Genomic DNA, 20,059 nt, shown 5'->3' on the forward strand with positions numbered 1-20,059 from the left:
AGTGCTCTTTTATCTAACTTTCCATTTCTATTAAGAGGTAAACTATCTATTTCCATCATATAAGCAGGAACCATATATTCTGGAAGCTCTCTTTTAAGTTCTTTTTTAATATCCTTAATATCTACAGTTTTTTCTGAAACTATATAAGCATAAATAGCCTCTTCACCATTTCTATCCTTCTTATTTATAACGGCAGCATCTTTTACATAATTAATTTTACAAATTGCATTTGTAATTTCTCCAAGCTCTATTCTAAAACCTCTTATTTTAATTTGTTGATCTGCTCTTCCCAAATATTCAATATTTCCATCTGAAAGCCATCTTGCTAAATCTCCAGTTTTATAAAGTTTTCCTTCTCCAAATGGATTTTCTATAAATCGTTCCTTTGTAAGTTCCTCCCTATTTAAATATCCTCTTGCTACAGAGTCACCTGAAATATACATTTCTCCCTGTACATTAATTGGAACTTTATTCATCATTTTATCTAAAATAAATATTTTATTATTAGCAATTGGAGTTCCTATAGTCGGAATTCCCTTTATATTATTCTTAGAGTCTATAGTTAAAGTAGTTACAACATGAGTTTCAGAAGGACCATAATGATTATGAAGTTTCACTTTATTTTCCGCTATAAGATTTTGTGTTTCTAAAGTCAAAGTTAACTGCTCTCCTGCAACCACTATATGATTAGTATTTTTAATAATAGTTTCTATATAATTTTTTTCTGATTGTAATAATTTAAAATAAGCTGTTGGTAAAAATACTGTTTTAATTTCATTTTTAGTTACAAACTCTAGTAGTCTATCCACATCTTTTCTTAACTCTTCTTTAATTAAGTAAAGTGCTCCCCCTGCTACTAAAGTAGATAAAATCTCTTGACTTGCCACATCAAAACATAAATTAGCAAACTGTAGTACTTTTTTATCAAGTTCTATTGTTGTATCATTTATTTCAAAGTTAATTAAGTTAGCTAAACTGCTATCCTTAAACATAACACCCTTAGGTGTTCCGGTTGTTCCCGAAGTATAAATAATATATATAAGACTTTCAGCTGTTCTTTCTACTAAGAAATTTTCTCTATTTCCTTCATAGAGAGTTTTATCTTCTAAATGAAGAATTTCACCATTAAAGTCTATATCTTTAACTAATTCCTTTTCTGTTAGAAGTAATTTACATCCACTATTTTCTAAGATAAATTCTATTCTTTCTTTTGGATAGTTTATATCTATTGGTAAATATGCTCCGCCAGCCTTTAAAGTTGCTATTATAGAAATTACCATTTCAATTGAACGATTAGCCATAATTCCTACTACTGAATCTTCTTGAATAGAGTGTTCTCTTAACTTCCTAGCTAAAGAATTTGCTCTTTCATTAAGTTCTCCATAGCTTATTTCTTCATCTGCGAATACTAATGCTACTTTATTTGGATTTACTTTTACTCTTTCCTCAAATAATTCTATTACAGAACCTTTATTTTCATACTCAGTCTTTGTATTATTAAAGCTTTCATCAATTAATTTTTCTTCCTCTTTTGTTATGACTTTAATTTCTCCAATTAAATTATTCAAATTTTTAGAAATTATTTTAAGTAATTCATTAAAATGAAATAAAAATCTTTTTATAGTTTCTTCTTTAAATAATGCTGTAGAATATTCTGCACCTATAAAATAACCATCTTCCTTACTTTCCATCATCACTGTTATATCAAATTTTGATACTTTTGCTGCTCCCCATAATTGTTCAGTTTTAAGATTATTTAAATCTAAACTTACCGTTTCATTATTTTTTAAACCAAACATTACATCAAATAATGGATTTCTAGATAAATCTCTTTTTACTGAAACAGCTTCTACTAATTCTTCAAATGGATATTCTTGATTTTCATAAGCCTTTATACAACTTTCCTTTACTTCCTTTAAAAAACTATTAAAGCTCTTCTTTGATTCTGGCTTTCCTCTCATCGCTAAGGTATTTACAAACATACCCATCATAGTTTCCATCTCTTTATTATTTCTTACTAATATAGGTGTTCCTACCACAATATCCTCTTGATTTGTATACTTATTTAAAAGAATCATAAAGGTTGATAAAAGCACCATATATTCTGTTGTTCCAGTATTTTTACAAAGCTCTATGATTCCATCCTTTACTTCTTTATCTACCAAAATACTAGTATCTGCCCCTTCATAACTTTGCTCTACAGGTCTAATGTAATCATAGGGTAAATTTATTACTGGTGCTTCCTCTTTAAACTCATTAATCCAATATTCTCTTTGGATTTTTAAATCTTTCTTCTCCATCCATTGACTATAATCTTTATACTGTAACTTAAGCTCCTTAAGATTTTTACCATTATAAAGATTTGAAAATTCTCTGATAAAAATACCAATACTCATGCCATCACTAACAATATGATGCATATCTATAAGAAGATAATTATTAAAATCCTTTTTTATAACCTTTATTCTTACTAAGTTTCCATTTTCTAAATCAAAAGGTTTTACAAAATCATCAAATATTTCAAGTAATTCTTTATTACTTTCTTCAAAGGAATAATCCACAGTTCCCTTTTCTAAAATCTTTTGAAGAAGCTCTCCCTTTTCCATTAAAAAGGCTGTTCTTAAAATTTCATGGCGAGCTATAAGCTTTTCTAAAGAACTTTTTACTCTATCTAAATCTAAATCACCTTCTAACTTGTAGTATGAAGGGGTATTATAAGCTAGGTTGTCCTTATCCATTTTCCAAAGTAAATATATTCTTTTTTGAACAGAAGACATAGGATAAAACTCTTTTTCCTCTACTTTTTTAATCTCATCTATCTCTTTTCCTTTAATTTCTTCTATATATTTTGCTATTCCTTCAATAGTTCTCTCAGTAAAGATACTTTTTATAGGAACTTTTACCTTTAATTCTTCTTCTATTCTATTTGTAAGTTTTGTAGCTCTTAATGAATGTCCTCCAACTTCAAAGAAATCAGTATCAATACTTAAATTTTCGACAGCAACAATTTCTTCAAATATGTCTTTTACAATAGTTTCTACTTCATTTCTTGCTGGAATATATCTCCCTAAATCAACAAACTCTATATTAGGTAATGCCTTTCTATCTAGCTTTCCACTTGTATTTATAGGGATTTTTTCTATCTGCATCATATAAGTAGGAATCATATAGTCAGGTAATTCTTTTCTAATCTCTTTTTTAACTTCTTTAATTTCAATCTTTTCATCAGAAACTAAATATCCATAAATATTCTTTTCTCCCTTATCATCCTCTTTAGTTATTACTGCTACATCTTTTATAGATTTAATTTTTCTTATTACATTAGCAATTTCCGCAAGTTCTATTCTAAATCCTCTAATTTTAACCTGATGGTCAACCCTACCTAAATATTCAACAGTTCCATCAATAAGCCACCTTGCTAAGTCTCCAGTTTTATAAAGTTTTTCTCCCTTTTCATATGGATTATCTATAAATTTTTCACTAGTTAGTTTTTCATTATTTAAATATCCTCTAGCTAAACCATCTCCACTTATATAAAGTTCTCCTATTGCTCCAATTGGAAGTAATTTATTTTTATTATCTAAAATATATACTCTATAATTTTTTAATGGTTTCCCTATTGGAATATCTTCAAATTTATCTATATTATTTTTATTTATATTTTGGTAAGTTGAATCTACAGTACATTCAGTAGGACCATAAACATTGGTTATAATTACATCATTTTTTAACTTACTAAATATTTTAATTACAAGATCCTTTAAAAGCTTATCCCCACCTATTATCATTTGTTTCAGTTGTAATCTCTGATCTTCTAATAGATTAGAATTTGCCATTAAAGATAAATGTATTGGAGTACCATCTGTTATATCTATTTTATTTTCTAAATAAAATTCTATTAATTTATCTCCATCACTTCTAGCTTCATTAGAAACAATATATAATGAATGTCCTAATAATAAGGAAGCAAATATTTGTTGAACAGACGCATCAAAAGCATAATTTGCTACTAATGCAACTTTTAATTTTTTACTATAATTATCATAAACAATATTTTTTAAGTTGGTTACTAAATTAATAACACTTTTATGCTCTATCATTACACCCTTTGGATTTCCTGTTGTTCCTGATGTATAAATAACATAAGCTAAATCATTTTTACTATTTATATTCTCTAAAATTTCTTCATCATTTTTTAAAGACTCTTTTTCAGAAATATCTATAATTTTGCCTTTAAATTGAATTTCTCTACTAAGCTCTTTTGTACTTATTAATAAACGTGCATTACTATTTCCTAAAATATATTCTATTCTATTTTGGGGATAGTTTGGATCTATTGGTAAATAAGCTGCTCCAGCCTTTAAAATAGCTACTATTCCTATGATCATCTCAAGAGATCTATCCAACATCAATCCTACAATTTCATCTTTTTTAATATTATTTTTTCTTAATACTTTAGCTAAAGCTGTTGCTTTTTCATTTAATTCTTTATAAGTTAATTTCTCCTTTTCATAAACGACAGCAATGTCTTCTCCATTTTGCTCTACTTGTCTATTAAAAATATCTACTATAGTTTTCTCATCTTCATAGATAAAATCTGTATCATTAAATTGATTTAAAATTTTCTCTTTTTCTTTTTCATTTATTATTGAAATATCACCTATCTTTTTATTTTCTTCCTTAAGTATTATTTTTAAAGTTTCTTTAAACTCCCTTGAAACCTTCTCTATAGTTTTTTTATAGAATAAATCTGTATTATATTCAAATACACCTTTAATTGCCGTTCCATCATCCTCCATTTGAAGAGTTATATCAAATGATGATCTTTTACTTCCTAGAGCTTCTGGTTCTACCCTTACTCCACTTAATTCCAATTTTGATCCACCTAAATTTTGGTAAGTGAACATAAGTTGAAAAAATGGATTTCTACTGTTATCTCTTACAGGATTAATTCTTTCAACTAACTGATCAAAAGGAAATTCTTCATTATCATAAGCTTCAAGTGTAGTTGTTCTGACATTTTGAAGAAAATCTAAAAAATACATGTCATCATCTATTTCTGTTGATAAAACTACAGTATTTACAAAAAATCCTATTATATTTTCTATTCCTTTTATTTTTCTATTTGCAACAGTAGTTCCTATTGTAATATTTTTCTGTTTACTATATTTATAAATTAAAACTTTATAAACTGCTAATAAAACTGTATTTATAGTAAAGTTATTCTTTATAGAATAATCTCGTAGCTCTTTCACTATTTCATCTTCTAAATCAAAAAATATCACATCTCCTTTGCCAGATGCTTCAACAGGCCTTTTTTTATCAATTGGAAACTCCACACTTTGCTCAATATTTTCTAGTTTATTCTTCCAATACTCAAACTGCTTTTCCAATCTCTTTTGTGATAACTCTTTCCTTTGCCATACTGCATAGTCAGCATATTTAATCTCTTCATTTTTAATTTCTATACTTTTACCTTTAGTTAATCTATTATACTTCTCAGTTAAGCTTCTATAAAATACTCCCATTGACCATCCATCAAAAATAATATGATGAACTACTGTAATAAATATACTCTCATCTTCTCCTACTTTAATTAATAAAAACCTAATTAGAGGTCCCTCTTCTAAATTAAATGGTTTATATAACTCTTTTTCATAAATTTCTTTAATTTTTCTATCAATCTCCACTTTAGAATTTTTAGATAAATCAATTCTATTTATTTTTTCATTAAAATCTGGTTGAATTATTTGCGTTAACTCATCATTTATATCTTTAAATTTGGTCCTTAAAGATTCTTGCTCCATAGCCATTTCATATAAAGCTTTTTCTAACAAATCTATTTTTAAATCTCCATAAATTCTAAATCCTAAAAATAAATTATAAACAATACTATCTGGATTTAATTTATACATAAGCCACAATCTTTTTTGCTCATAAGATGCAATAAAAGAATTTTCATCTTTTTTTCTTGGTAAAAGTTGAATTTTATTAGTTTCTAAATTGTTATTTTTCTTTTTTCTCTCTAAAATTGCTTTCAATAAAGCTTTTTTCTCTAAAACTTCTTCTTTTTTATTTTCCATATTACTCCTCCCAAACTACTTTTTTAACTTAAAATTCTTCTCCTATTTCACTTAACATAGCTTCTAATTCCTCATCACTAATTGAACTAAATAATTTTTCTTCTATAAGTTTTGATAATTCTCTTATTGTTAATCCTATTGTTAAAAATTCTACTAAAGATAAATCAATGTTATAAAGCTCATTTATTTTATAAACCATTTTAGTTGCAATTAGTGAATGTCCTCCAACCTCAATGAATCCATCATCTATTCCTATCTTATCCATATCTAAAAGCTCTCTCCATAAATCTACTAACTCTTCCTCTAATGGATTTGTTGCCTCAACATAATTGCTATCAATTATTTCTTTTATTTCTGGAAGAGATTTTTTATCTATTTTCCCATTATCGGTTAAAGGGAAACTTTCCATAATCATAAATTTTGCTGGAATCATATATTCAGGTAAACATTTTTTAATTTCTTCTTTAATATCCTTAATAATTTCTTTATTTTCTGAGATAATATAGGCATTTAATTCTTTTTCTCCAAGTTTATTTTCTCTTGCCACTACTATTACATCTTCTATACCAGGAACTTTTTTTATAGCCTTATTAATCTCCCCAAGTTCGATTCTATAACCTCTAATCTTAACTTGCTCATCTTTTCTTCCTAGATATTCTATATTCCCTTCTAAAGTCCATTTTCCTAAATCACCTGTTTTATAAATTTTCTCATCATTTTGGAAAGGATTTTCTAAAAATCTTTCACTAGTTAATTTTTTATTATTTAAATATCCTCTAGCAACTCCATCCCCTGAAATCGCAATTTCACCTACTGTACCTATAGGTACTATATTATTTTTTTCATTTAAGATATAAACTTTAAAATTATCAATTGGCTTTCCAATTAATACTGAGCCACCATAATTTTTATCTTTTTCATATTTATGTGCTATACAACCTACAGTTCCTTCTGTAGGACCATATTCATTTATTATTTCTACTTTTCCACCAAAAAGTTTCATTGTATTATTTACTAATTCTTCCTTTAATTCATCTCCTCCAACAATAATCTTTTCTACATTTTCATTAACTTTCGGTAATTCTTTCAATAAAGTTAAATGTGCTGGCGTCACTTTTATAACATTATTATTATCTAAACTAAATACTTTCTCCATCAAAGAATTAATATCTTCATTCCTATATACCCTAACTTTATTCTCACTTATTAATGGAGAAAAAATAGATGTAATAGTTAAATCAAAAGAAACTGATGTATAAAAAGCCATAGTTAAATTTTCACTATTTAAATAATTATTCTTTGCATATAAAGAGTAATTCACTAAAGATTTATGCTCTATCATAACCCCCTTAGGATTTCCTGTTGTACCTGATGTATATATTACATAGGCTAAATTTTCCCCAGAAGCTTTACTTATTAACTTTTTATTATTATGTTGATATAAACTTTCAGTATTTAAATCAATTAACTCTATTTCCGTTTTCACTTTATCCTTAAATTTATCTTCTATTAAAACTAATTTTGCATTACTATCCTTTAATATATAATTTATTCTACTTTCTGGATACTCTGCATCTATTGGTAAATAGGCACCTCCAGCCTTCAAAATTGCTAATATAGCAATTATCAATTTTTCTGATCTATCACTTATTATTCCAACGATAACTTCAGGTCCTATTCCTTTTTCTATTAATATACTCGCTAGAGAACTTGCTTTTTTATCAAGCTCTCTATAGCTCATTTCTTGATTTTCAAATATTATTGCAATATTATCTGGAACTTTTTTTGCTACCTTTTCAAATAAATCTACTATTGTCTGCTCTTTATCATATTCTCTATACCTATTATTAAAACTATTCAAAATAAGCATTTCATCACTTTTCTTTAAAACTTCTACATTATTTTCATATTTCTCATCAACTATTTTTTTCATAATATACAGCTCCTTTTTATTTATTTTTTAATTTTTTTAATAAATACTTTTGCATTTTCTCTGATAATAATTTTTTACTAAAATCTCTTGTATCTGTTGAATTTTTTAAATTTTCTTTTTTATCACTATTTAATAATTCATAATTCAAACAATATTTTTCATTGTTTTCCGCTTCCTCCACTAATTTAACAATTAAGTCAAAAGCATTTTCGTCACTATGCTCCTTAGCAAAATTTTCACACTTTTCTTTAAATTCTTTACTAAGTAATTTATTTATTCTTTCTATTAATTCATTCTTTTGCCATTTAGATGGAGGCAGATAATCACCAACTTTAATTTTTTTAACAATAGATCCGTTTAATGGAGTATCATTACAATCTGCTAAAATTAACTGTGGTACTCCAGTCTTAATAGCATTACCTATAGTTCCTATTCCACCATGATGAATAATAAGACTCACATTAGTTAATGATTGATATAATGGAATATACTCAAAATAATAAATATTTTCAGGTAATTTTTTAGGTAATCGCTCTTTATACTTTGTTATTACAATAATTTTTCTATCTAAATTAGAACAAGCTTCTATAGCAGTTTCATAAAATATATTTTTTATTTTATTGCTTGATCCACCTGATACTATCACTGGTTCTGGCTTTGTTTCTAAAATTTCTTTTAATGGTGATTCTAGTGATATATTACTTAAGTCTAAATCCCTCAACGGAAACCCAACTGCTTTAATATCTTCTAAAGAGTTTATAATTTCATTTTTATACCAACTTGGCCATAATCCAATTTTAACTTTAGGTGAAAATTGCCAATTAATCCAACTCTTTATAGAAGGAAGTCCTATTTCTTCTCTTAATCCATTAGCTTCTTTAAGAAGTTCTTTTTCTTTTAAATCATGAAAACTTTTAATACTCTCATACTCATAAGGATTCATATAAACAGAAATTAAAGGTAAATTCAATTGTTCTGCTAAAAGTAACGCTGCTATACTTGACCTATTTTTTGCTATTATTATGGTATCTTTATTTTCACAATATGGTTTTAATAAATTATATTCTTTAAGGTAAACTTCCTTATTTTCATATTTTTTTCTAAACTCCTCTATCTCATTAATTTCTGATACTCTATTAGAAACACTAATTAATGCATCAAAAAAATCTTTACACTCCCGTGAACTTTCTAATGGAATAAACTTAATATTTTCTCTTTTTATTTTTTCTCCATGACAATAATGAGTAAATATTGTTACACTATGTCCTAAATCCTTAAGTTCCTTTCCAATTGCTATAAAGGGTAATACATCCCCCTCTCCCCAATGAGTGGTAATAATTATATTTGCCATCTCTCTTCCCCCTTTAATTTTTTAACTTCTAGTCTTTTTCTTAAGAATCTCTAATATCATTTTTCTTTTTTTAGCTTCTATCATATTTCTATCAGTTGAACTTACTTTTTCTTTTTCTATTACTACATCTTTAACTTTAGATAAATTATTTACTTTATAAATTTCTTTATTTTGTAAAACTTTATTAATAATATTTTCTAAATTATTTTCTATGTTTTCTTCATAGATTTTATCCTTCATTAGCTTACAATCTCTTTCTAATTTTTTACAATAAATTATCTCCTCCAAGGCATTTTTAATATTTTCATTTTGCCAGCTTATCTCTGGAAGTACCTTAGCTACACCTATATTTTTTAATCTATTTCCATTATCAGGACGATCAGCTAAATGTGCTAAAATTAATTGTGCCGTTCCTGCCACTAATGCTTCACTAGCAGTTCCAATTCCTCCATGATGAATAACAACATCCATATAAGGTAGAATTTCTTTTATAGGTGCTACTCTTAATCTAATTGTATTTTTCCCTAACTTCTTAGGAACAAATTCATCAAAATCAGTTACTAAAATAGCTGCTAAACATAATTCTTCACAGGCCTTAGTAACTACTTTATAAAATTCTGGATTTATAGCATTACTTGTACCTGCTGTTATAAGAGCTACTTTATCTACTTTATTTAAAAACTCCTTTATATTTTGAGGAAGCTCTTTCTTCACTTTATATCTTTTCTCTGGAAATCCAATCGCTATAGTATTTTTTATACTTTCCACTTCTTCCTTTGCATACCACTCAGGCCATAGGGCGATTTTAAGTTTTGTAGAACACATCCACTCTGTCCAATTATCTATATCTTTTAATTTAATTTTTTCTCTTACTTTATTTATTTCTTTTTTCATTATTTCCCCTATAATTTCTTCATGTAATTTCAAATGTTGTATATAATTGGGAGCTAGGAATAAAGAAATAGCAGGTATTTGCTCTTTTTCTGCTGCTAATAATCCTGCTAAACTAAATCGGTGTCTAAATATAATAATTGTATTTTTCTTTTTGCAATAATTTCTTATAATTTTATATTCTTTATATAATTGACTAAATCCACAATATTTTTTATTAAAGTCATTATATTTTTTAAATTCTTTTATAGCATCTGATAAAGTAAAAAGCTTATCTATTCTTTCTTTATACTCTTCATAATTATCAAGAGCCACAAAATTCAAAAAATTTTTTTCAGCCTCTTCTTGATATATACAATGGGTAATTATTGTTACCTCGTGATTTAAATCTTTTAAAATTCTACCTAATTTAATAAATGGTTTTACATCTCCCCCAGTACCATGAGTAACAAGAACTATATTTGCCATCTAACCTCTCCTTACACTTAAAAAATTACCTTTTTAGGAATTATAATTATTATAATGAAATCGTATACCTTTATCTTAAGATAATTTTTTAACACTTTAATTTTTTATAAAGTTTCTAAATTATAAAATGAAAAAAATTTACTTTTATTTTCTAAAAGTTCTTTAAATGAACCTTTTTCTACTATAGTTCCATCATCTATAAATATAATCTCATCATATTTATCTAATAACTCTTCACTAAGTTTATGAGTTATTGTTAATAATGTCAGTTCTTTTACATTTAACAATTTACTTTCTATATCATATGCTGTCTGCATATCTATAGCAGAAGTTCCTTCATCTAAAACAAGGACTGAACTTTGTTGCAATATTGCTCTTGCTATCGCTAACCTTTGTTTTTGTCCTCCTGATAAATTATTACCATTTTCTCCAACCATCGAGTCTAATCCATTTTCTAATTTTTCTATAAATTTATCAGCTCCACTTAATCTTAATGCGTTATTAAGATTTTCCTCAGAAAACTCCTTATATAAACAAATGTTTTCTTTTATTGTTTTATCAAACATATAAATATTTTGATGGATTACAGAGATCATCCTATTTAATTCTTCAATATTTACTTCTTTTATATTTACTCCATCAAAACTAATCTTTCCTTCATAATCTCCATAATAACCTATTAAAAGTTTAATTAATGTTGATTTACCAGAACCACTTGTACCTACAATAGCATATTTTTTATTTTTTTCTAAAATTAAATTTAAATCTTTTAAAATATTTTTTTTATTATCATACGAAAAAGTTAATCCTTTTACTTCTATCTTTTCAGTAAACTCAGGAATTTTTTCTCCATTTAAGTTTTCATTTTCATAATTAATAAAACTATCTATTCTATTTAGTACCTCTTTCATACTTCTTATCTTTGGAACATTCCCAATTATCATAATAACAGGTTGTACAAAAGTACCTGAAAGCTGAACAATAGCTATTAACATCCCCATACTTAATTTTCCTATAATCACTAAATAAGCCGCTAACGCTATTGCTATAAATTGAGTTGTAATCCCCAAAAATTGTGATATAGTTTCATTTAACACAAATAATCTATCAGCTTCAAACTTTTTTCTCACTAATATATTATTTTCTTCGCCAAATTCTTTTTTCATAGGTTCTTTTAAATTGTAACTTTTAATAATGTCATATCCTAAAAATATATCTTTAATCTTTTTTGTAAATGAAGTTAATTGATTCGAAAGTGATAATTGCTTTTCTTGTAATATTTTATTAAATATATTGGGTACTAAAAACATAATAAACATTGTAATAAATAAACATAAAGTAACTAATGGGCTAAGCCAAAGTAAAATAATTATAGTAGTTATAAAAGTTACTAAATATTGAAGTGTCAAAAGAAGTGGTATAATATAATTGTCTTCTACTAACTTAATATCATTTGTTAATATTGAAATATATTCTCCTGTATTCTTCGAAATGAAATCTTTATAGTTATATCTAAAAAGTCCATTAAAAATTTTATTCCTTATAAATTCAGTAATGTTTTTTATAAAGAGCTTACTAAAAATACTATAGATAAAATATAATGTTGCAATAATTATACAATATGCTACAGTATAGAATAAAATCATTTTAAATCCTTCCATATCTCTAATAGTAACTTTATCTATCAAACTTTGCATAAGTAAAGATAAACTAACCATTATTAGAGAAAATAAAATACTAAAAATTATAGTAAAAATTAACAAAATCCTATTTTTTTTAATAGCCTCTTTCATAGCCCCTCCAAATACCATTTAATAAAATTATATCATATTTATTTATTTTTTACTTATATTTACCAATTTTATATTTAATATTTTTTCTATTTAACTTTTAAGTATTTTTAAAACCTACACTTTTAAATTATTGGTAATAAGAAAGGGCTGTATTAAAATAAATTTTTATATTTTCGCAACAAAAGTAAATACACTAAATCAAAGAAAAATAAGTAATTACATATATCAAAAAGCTTTATAGAATTGAGCTTTCCTAATTAAAACTTAATATATTAGTTTTTTAATAAATAAAAAAAGAAGCTGTATCTGAATTGATTTATTAAATCAATCTGATACGGCCTCTTTTATCATTATTTCTTTAAAACTATATCACTTAAGCTATGTAAAGCTCTTGTACACATAATATATTTTATTAAATCTTCATTCTTAATATCTTCTTCAAAATCCGCTATTATAACCCCATCAAATTCTAATCCTTTAGCAAAATAAGATGGTATTATAAGATTTCCTCCTTTATAAAGAACATCTTCATTATCAAACTTAACTAAATGAATATCCTCTTTTAAAAGATTCCAAACTTCTTCTAGTTTTTCTCCATTTCTAGTTACTATAGCTACGCTTTCAAGCCCTGAAGCATTTAGTTTCTTAATTTTTCTTAATAAATTATCTTTAAATTCTTCCTTATTATTAGCTAAAACTGATTCAACTTGTTCTCCACTTCTAACTAATGGAACTATCTTATCTTCAACTAAGAACTTATTAGCATATTCCATTATTTCTGATGTACTTCTATAACTATTATTTAAATTATAAATTTCAGTTTCAACATCATTAAATATTTGTCCAAGCTCTAACATAGAAGCTCTATCTGAATATTTTATAAGTCTTTGGTTAACATCTCCAACTACTGTGAAATACTTACTTCCTATAAGTTCTCTTATAACTTTAAATTGTAATGGTGAATAATCTTGAGCCTCATCAATTACAACATGTCTATAATCTCTCTTAGCCTTTTTACCTTCAAGCTTTATCATAAGATATAAAATAGGTGCAAGGTCATTTATTGTTAAAAGTCTATTTTCATTAAATTTATTATAAATAGATACTATACTTTCTGTTACTATCCATTCATCAAGAACTTTTCTACTATTCATAACTTCTCTAATAATTTCTCTAACTCTGATTTTTCTCTTAAATTCTATATCATTTTCATCTCTTAATAATTCTTCATCAGTTAAAGATTCTTTTAACTCTTTTATTTCCTTTACAAGCTCTCTAAACTTTTCATCTCTCTTATCCTTTATCTTAACTGTAAGGATTCTTCTTATCTTTTCAGCTCTTCTAAATAAAGGCATATACGCATAGTGCTTTTCAAATAATTCCTTAATTTCTTCAACACTAACTATTTCTTCTCCATAATACTCAACTGGTTTTATATTAAAGTAATCTTTTGATATTTCATCAACATATTTATCTAAATCATCTATAAATTCAAATGAGCTCTTATAAACTTCTCTATCAATAATTTCACTATCTTTTTGAACTATTTTTTCTAGATAATCTTCATAAGGCATTATTTCTATATCTTCACCTATCTCACTAATAGCAAAGCCTAAGAAAGTTTCTTGTTTAACACCAACCTCACCAAGGCTAGGTAAAACTTGTGAAATATAATCCATGAAAATACTATTAGGTCCAAGTATAAGAACTTTTCCTTCAAGTTCTTGTCTATTATTATAAAGAAGATATGCAACTCTATGAAGTGCTATAGTAGTTTTACCACTTCCAGCAACTCCATTAACAACTATATTCTTAGTTCTTGGCATTCTTATTATTTTATCCTGTTCTTCTTGGATTGTCATAATAATATCTTTTAGCTTTTCTGAACTATTTTTACTTAAAACCATTTGTAATATTTCATCTTTAACATCAACAGCAGAATCAAAAATACCTTCTAATTGACCTTTTTTAATTATTAATTGTCTTCTTCCTGTTATATCAACCTCTATATCTCCACTAGGTGCTTTATAACTAGCTTTACCTAGACCTCCATTATAGAAAAGTCCTGCAATAGGAGCTCTCCAGTCAACAACAGTTGGTTCAAAACTACCTTCTGGTGTAACTCCAAATCTACCTATATATAAAGTACCTATTTCATCAAATTCTATATCAGTAAAATTAATTCTTCCAAAGTAAGGTGAGTCCTTTAAGATAGTAAGTTCTTTTAATTTTTTATCAATAGTTTTAAATGACTCTTCCTTCACATATTTTTCATGATCAAAATATTCTATAAGTTTATCTTCATCATCTCTATACTCATCAATAGCATTTTTTCTTTGTTCTACGATATATTCTGTTAAAAATTTTCTTTTATTAATGTAGGATAACATTTCTTCTGAAATAATATTTAAAGTATCCTCTAACTTTTTTTCTTCAACTAAAAATTCTATATCTTTTGACACTTCATCAAATCCTTTCCTACGTTCTATATTTTAAGTATATCCATTATAACACGAATTTTATCTATTTTACCTTAAAAGCTTCTATAGATTAGACAAAATCAAGGAGGATGTTTCCTATGAAACATCCTCCTTATTGTAGATTCTATTTTTCTGAATCATTATCTTTAAAGAATATATCTTCATCTTTATTATTTGATTCTTGTTTTTCTACATGTTTATCATCTGACTTTGTGAACGCTGAATTATCTTCAAGTAGACTTGTAGCAACCATTTTTGCTTTTTCTTCTTCATCTACAATTTTAGCTCTTTCTTCAGCTTCTAAAGCTCTAGCTTCTTGTTCAATCTTTTCTCTTCTTTGTTCTTCGATTTCTTTTTGAAGCTTTTCTTTTTCTTCTCTTTTAATTTTAGCTTGCTCTTTTAAGAATTCTTTTTCTTTTTTAGCAGCTTCTACTTTTTCTCTCTTTTCTGGATACTTTTCATAAACTATTTCCATGAATCTGTCACCCATAATTGTTTCTTCTTCAAGAAGAACTTCAGAGATTTTATCAAGTAAGTCCTTATTTTCTTCAAGAATTCTTATAGCATTTGCGTGAGCTTCTTTTATTATCTTAAGAACTTCTTCATCAATAATTGTAGCTGTTTGTTCTGAACAGTTTGTAACCATTCTACCATCTAAATATCTATTTGTTGCTGATTCAAGACCCATCATATCAAATCTATCACTCATACCATAAACAGTAATCATATTTCTAGCTGATTGAGTAGCTCTTTCTATATCATTTGATGCTCCAGTTGTAATTCTCTTAAATTCAACTTCTTCAGCAGCTCTACCACCTAGCATAACTGCTATTTGATCCATCATTTCTTCTTTAGTTACAAGATATTTTTCTTCTTCTGGTAGTTGCATTGTATATCCTAAAGCACCCATTGTTCTTGGAACTATAGTAATCTTATGAACTGGGTCTGTATTATTAAGCATTGCAGCTACTAATGCGTGACCAACTTCGTGATATGCCACTGTTCTCTTTTCACGCTCATTCATTATTCTATCTTTCTTTTCTTTACCTGCAATTATTATTTCAACTGCATCTTCTAAATCTTCTTGTATAACTAATTTTCTACCATGCTTAACAGCTCTTAAAGCAGCTTCATTAACTATATTAGCAAGATCAGCTCCAACTGCTCCAGGAGTAGATCTAGCAATAGCATCTAATGATACTTCTTTAGACATTTTAACATCTTTAGCATGAACTTCTAATATTGCTTTTCTACCTATTAAGTCAGGTCTATCAACAATAACTCTTCTATCAAATCTACCTGGTCTTAATAAAGCTTTATCAAGAACTTCTGGTCTATTTGTAGCAGCAAGAATAACTACACCTTTTGATGAATCGAAACCATCCATTTCAGTTAATAACTGATTTAATGTTTGTTCTCTTTCATCATTACTTTGCATAGCACCTTCTCTACTTTTACCTATAGCATCAATTTCGTCAATAAATACTATACAAGGAGCTTTTTGTTCAGCTTGTTTAAATAGGTCTCTAACTCTAGCAGCACCCATACCAACAAACATTTCAACAAAATCTGATCCTGCAAGTGAGAAGAATGGTACTTTAGCTTCTCCAGCAACTGCTTTTGCAAGTAATGTTTTACCTGTACCTGGAGGTCCAACTAGTAAAGCTCCCTTTGGAAGCTTAGCTCCTATTGAAACATATTTCTCTGTATCATGTAAAAATTCAACAATTTCTTGTAATGATTCTTTAGCCTCATCTTGACCAGCTACATCATCAAAAGTTTTACCAGTTTGATCTTCTGCATATAATTTTGCATTATTTTTACCAAAGGACATAACTCCTCCGCCCATTTTCTTATCCATCTTACCAAACATAAATCTTCCTATTATTAAGAAGAATATTAGTGGTCCTATCCAATATAATAATAATTCAATTATTGGAAAACTTTGAGCAGGTGTTGCTTCAAAGCTTACATGAGCTGCTTCTAATTGATTTATTAATTGAGGTCCTTCACCTACACTTACTGTATATAATATTTTTCCAGCCTCTGGTGTTCCTGGTTTAGGTGTTATTTTTATATCACCATTTGAGAAATCTACAGATTCAATCTGATTATCCTTTAGCATTGTTTTAAATTGGCTGTATGGTATTTGTTTTGTTGACATTCCAACCTTGGCATAATTGAAACTAACTATAATACCTAGAACTATTACACCATATATCAAAACATATTTAAGCTTTTTATTACCCTTAAACATTTAATCGCTTCCTTTCTTAAGTATTTTTAAATGACTTAGTTTAAAAATCCTATTCTATCGAAAGGATAAACTCTAAGCCAAGCTTTTGCTACAATATCACTGCCAGGAATATATGGATCTTTCCAATACCTTGCATCTCTGCTATTTGCTCTGTTATCCCCAAGCATTAAATATTCTCCTTGTGGAACATGGAATGTTCCTCCTAAAGGATCCGTGTACTTAACATATGGCTCATCTAAAAGTTTACCGTTTATATAAACTTTTCCACCGTCTTTTATTTCAACAGTATCTCCAGGAAGTCCTATTACTCTTTTAATTAAAAGATCTTTTTCACCTGGTTTCTTAAATACAACTATCTCTCCCCTTTTTATCTTTTCAGGGTTATAAATCCTAGTTACAAATATTTGATCACCAGGTTCAATAGTTGGTTTCATAGATCCTGTTGGTACTTCCACCTTAAAAACTAAAAATTTGTTTATTAAAAATGCAAATACTACTGCTATTAATATTGGAATAATCCAATCTTTAAATAATTTAACAAACACATTACTGTTTCCAGTGCTCATAGCATCTTTCCCTTTCTATTAAAGTTTAGTTTACTCCAAACTTACTCAGAAATATTGACTAATCACTTTGAATTATAATTAATCTTTTAAAACTTTATCCTATTACTATGATTGACCCTTATCCTCTAAAATTATTATTACATTTTACCATTTATTTTTATCAATATAATGTCAAATGTATTAAAAAAATATCGTTTATTTATTTTTACCCTATCAATTATAAAACTCAAATATCCTGTCCTTCAAGATTTCTGATTAATTTTTTGTTACTAATAAGTATATCATATTTTTTAAACATTTTCTCATACATATTTAATATTTTTTTACTTTAATTAACCAAAAAATTAAGTTATTTCTATTAAGCTAATAAAATCATTATATTTATACAAAAACTGTTAATTCAAGTAATTAATTTATATTAACTATATCTAAAATTTATAAAGAGAAACTATCTTTAGATAATTCCTCTTTAATAAATTAATTACTTATATTCATTTCTTATAAGATCTTCATAACTTTCTCTTTTACAAACTACTCTAGAATTATTATTTTCAACCATAATCATTGCTGGTCTTGGTATTCTATTATAATTGCTAGCCATTGAATATCCATAAGCCCCTGTTGATAATACAGCTAAAATATCTCTTGTTTGTAACTTTGGTATATATGCATTTTTAATGATAATATCACCTGATTCACAGCACTTTCCTGCAATAGTGACATCTTCATTTTCGCCCTCAACTCTATTAGCAACTAAACATTCATATTCTGCTTCATATAAAGCAGTTCTTATATTATCTCCCATACCACCATCAATAGCAGCATAAGTTCTTATTCCTGGAATAGTTTTTATAGCTCCAACAGTATATAAAGTTAATCCTGCATTACCTACAATACTTCTTCCTGGTTCTATACTTAAAACAGGCATAGGATAATTAAGTCTATGACAAACTTCATCTGCCTTATTTAAAATTGCATTACAATATTCAGCAGTAGTTTTTGGATTATCACCATTAGCATAATAGATTCCAAATCCACCACCAAGGTCAAGTTCTTCTAATCTTACTCCACAATTTTTATAAATGTTATTCATAAGCTCTAACATTATCTCAACTTCATCTTCAAATGGCTTTAAATCAAAAATTTGAGAACCTATATGACTATGAAGACCTACAAGTTTAATATTTTCAAATTCTAATATATGTCTAACAACATCTATAACATTGTTATCCATTAAAGCAATTCCAAATTTTGAATCTAATTGCCCTGTTTGTATATACTCATGTGTATGAGCTTCTATACCTGGAGTAATTCTTAAATATATATTTTGAATTTTATCATACTTTTTTGCTAATTTATCTAAATATTCAAGCTCAGTATAGTTATCAACAACAAATGTTCCAACTCCAAGCTTCACACCAAGTTCTATTTCATCAAAAGTTTTGTTATTTCCATGAAAATAGATTTTTTCCATAGGAAAATCTGATTTATATGCAGTATATAATTCCCCACCTGATACTACATCTAAATATAAACCTTCATTTTTCACAATTTCACATATAGCCATATTCATACAAGCTTTACCTGCAAAAGCTACCCTATTTTTTCTTTCTTTACACATAAAGTTCTCGAAATAATCTCTACAATTTTTTTTAATTAAACCTTCATCCATTACATATAGTGGAGTACCATATTGATTGGCAAGCTCTTTTGCACTTATACCACCTACATAAAATTCGTTATTTTTAATTTCCATAGCCCCAAATAAATTCATGATTTTAACCTCCAATTTTGATATATAAGTCAAACTTACTTAAATAAAATTTCTCTCACTTTACTAAAATGCATCCCTATAAAACTAAAACCCATTACTCTCGTAATGGGTATCTATATAAATGCTATTTTAAATCAAGAAATTTACTTGGCTTGGCAAATCCTTAATTAAAATAACACTTAGTAGCACTCCACTTAAAAGTTTTTATTCTTCTATTAGCTAATTTTAAATATTAGCTAAACGTGACAGCCAAGTTTATATTCTAAAAATGGCCAGAAAAATATCTCGCAATATTTCCCTTCGGCTAATTTCCCTTTCATTGCTGATCATTGCCTCCCGACTCCTAACAATTACTCTTGATTTCAGCGCCTCTACAAAGTTTTATTTATTAAGTTTTCATTATATTATACTTAGATTTAGATATAATGTTACCACAAATTTAATTATTTTCAAGAACTTTTTT

General features: G+C 26.9%; 9 protein-coding genes and 1 riboswitch. All 9 genes read right to left on the reverse strand.

The annotated features are described in order from the left end of the window. On the reverse strand, positions 1-6,083 hold a 6,083-nt coding region (locus BN8917_RS12335), incomplete at its 3' end, for a non-ribosomal peptide synthetase (RefSeq protein ID WP_141668669.1). Positions 6,084-6,111: 28 nt separating this feature from the next. Further along, positions 6,112-8,016 (reverse strand): non-ribosomal peptide synthetase, encoded by a 1,905-nt coding sequence (locus BN8917_RS12340; RefSeq protein ID WP_066874817.1) that lies wholly within the window; start codon positions 8,014-8,016, stop codon positions 6,112-6,114. 16 nt (positions 8,017-8,032) lie between these two features. Then, positions 8,033-9,367 (reverse strand): glycosyltransferase, encoded by a 1,335-nt coding sequence (locus BN8917_RS12345; protein WP_066874819.1) that lies wholly within the window; start codon positions 9,365-9,367, stop codon positions 8,033-8,035. A gap of 21 nt (positions 9,368-9,388) precedes the next feature. Then, the gene (locus tag BN8917_RS12350; RefSeq protein WP_066874821.1) at positions 9,389-10,726 is read right to left on the reverse strand and encodes a glycosyltransferase; all 1,338 of its coding nucleotides are present in this window, start codon (positions 10,724-10,726) and stop codon (positions 9,389-9,391) included. Between the two features lie 104 nt (positions 10,727-10,830). Then, positions 10,831-12,537, reverse strand: coding sequence for an ABC transporter ATP-binding protein (locus tag BN8917_RS12355; RefSeq protein WP_341472960.1), 1,707 nt, complete (start codon positions 12,535-12,537; stop codon positions 10,831-10,833). 332 nt (positions 12,538-12,869) lie between these two features. After that, on the reverse strand, positions 12,870-14,981 hold the full coding sequence (locus tag BN8917_RS12360; protein WP_066874825.1) for a HelD family protein: 2,112 nt from the start codon (positions 14,979-14,981) through the stop codon (positions 12,870-12,872). Between the two features lie 142 nt (positions 14,982-15,123). Further along, entirely contained in the window at positions 15,124-17,256 is a 2,133-nt protein-coding gene (gene ftsH / locus BN8917_RS12365; protein ID WP_084748640.1) for an ATP-dependent zinc metalloprotease FtsH, read from the reverse strand. Between the two features lie 35 nt (positions 17,257-17,291). Further along, entirely contained in the window at positions 17,292-17,822 is a 531-nt protein-coding gene (gene lepB, locus BN8917_RS12370; RefSeq protein WP_066874827.1) for a signal peptidase I, read from the reverse strand. Between the two features lie 481 nt (positions 17,823-18,303). Continuing rightward, on the reverse strand, positions 18,304-19,596 hold the full coding sequence (lysA, locus tag BN8917_RS12375; protein WP_066874829.1) for a diaminopimelate decarboxylase: 1,293 nt from the start codon (positions 19,594-19,596) through the stop codon (positions 18,304-18,306). 175 nt (positions 19,597-19,771) lie between these two features. Next, a riboswitch (Lysine riboswitch) is annotated at positions 19,772-19,978 on the reverse strand. Positions 19,979-20,059 lie beyond the last annotated feature (81 nt).

It is taken from the genome of Clostridium mediterraneense, from assembly GCF_900091705.1.
Lineage (GTDB): Bacteria > Bacillota > Clostridia > Clostridiales > Clostridiaceae > Sarcina > Sarcina mediterraneense.

What these genes read in the sequence shown, in the direction of transcription:
- BN8917_RS12340 (WP_066874817.1), bottom strand. Translation starts at nt 8,016, where the DNA reads ATGAAAAAAATAGTTGATGAGAAATATGAAAATAATGTAGAAGTTTTA.
- BN8917_RS12345 (WP_066874819.1), bottom strand. Translation starts at nt 9,367, where the DNA reads ATGGCAAATATAATTATTACCACTCATTGGGGAGAGGGGGATGTATTA.
- BN8917_RS12350 (WP_066874821.1), bottom strand. Translation starts at nt 10,726, where the DNA reads ATGGCAAATATAGTTCTTGTTACTCATGGTACTGGGGGAGATGTAAAA.
- BN8917_RS12355 (WP_341472960.1), bottom strand. Translation starts at nt 12,537, where the DNA reads ATGGTATTTGGAGGGGCTATGAAAGAGGCTATTAAAAAAAATAGGATT.
- ftsH (WP_084748640.1), bottom strand. Translation starts at nt 17,256, where the DNA reads ATGTTTAAGGGTAATAAAAAGCTTAAATATGTTTTGATATATGGTGTA.
- lepB (WP_066874827.1), bottom strand. Translation starts at nt 17,822, where the DNA reads ATGAGCACTGGAAACAGTAATGTGTTTGTTAAATTATTTAAAGATTGG.
- lysA (WP_066874829.1), bottom strand. Translation starts at nt 19,596, where the DNA reads ATGAATTTATTTGGGGCTATGGAAATTAAAAATAACGAATTTTATGTA.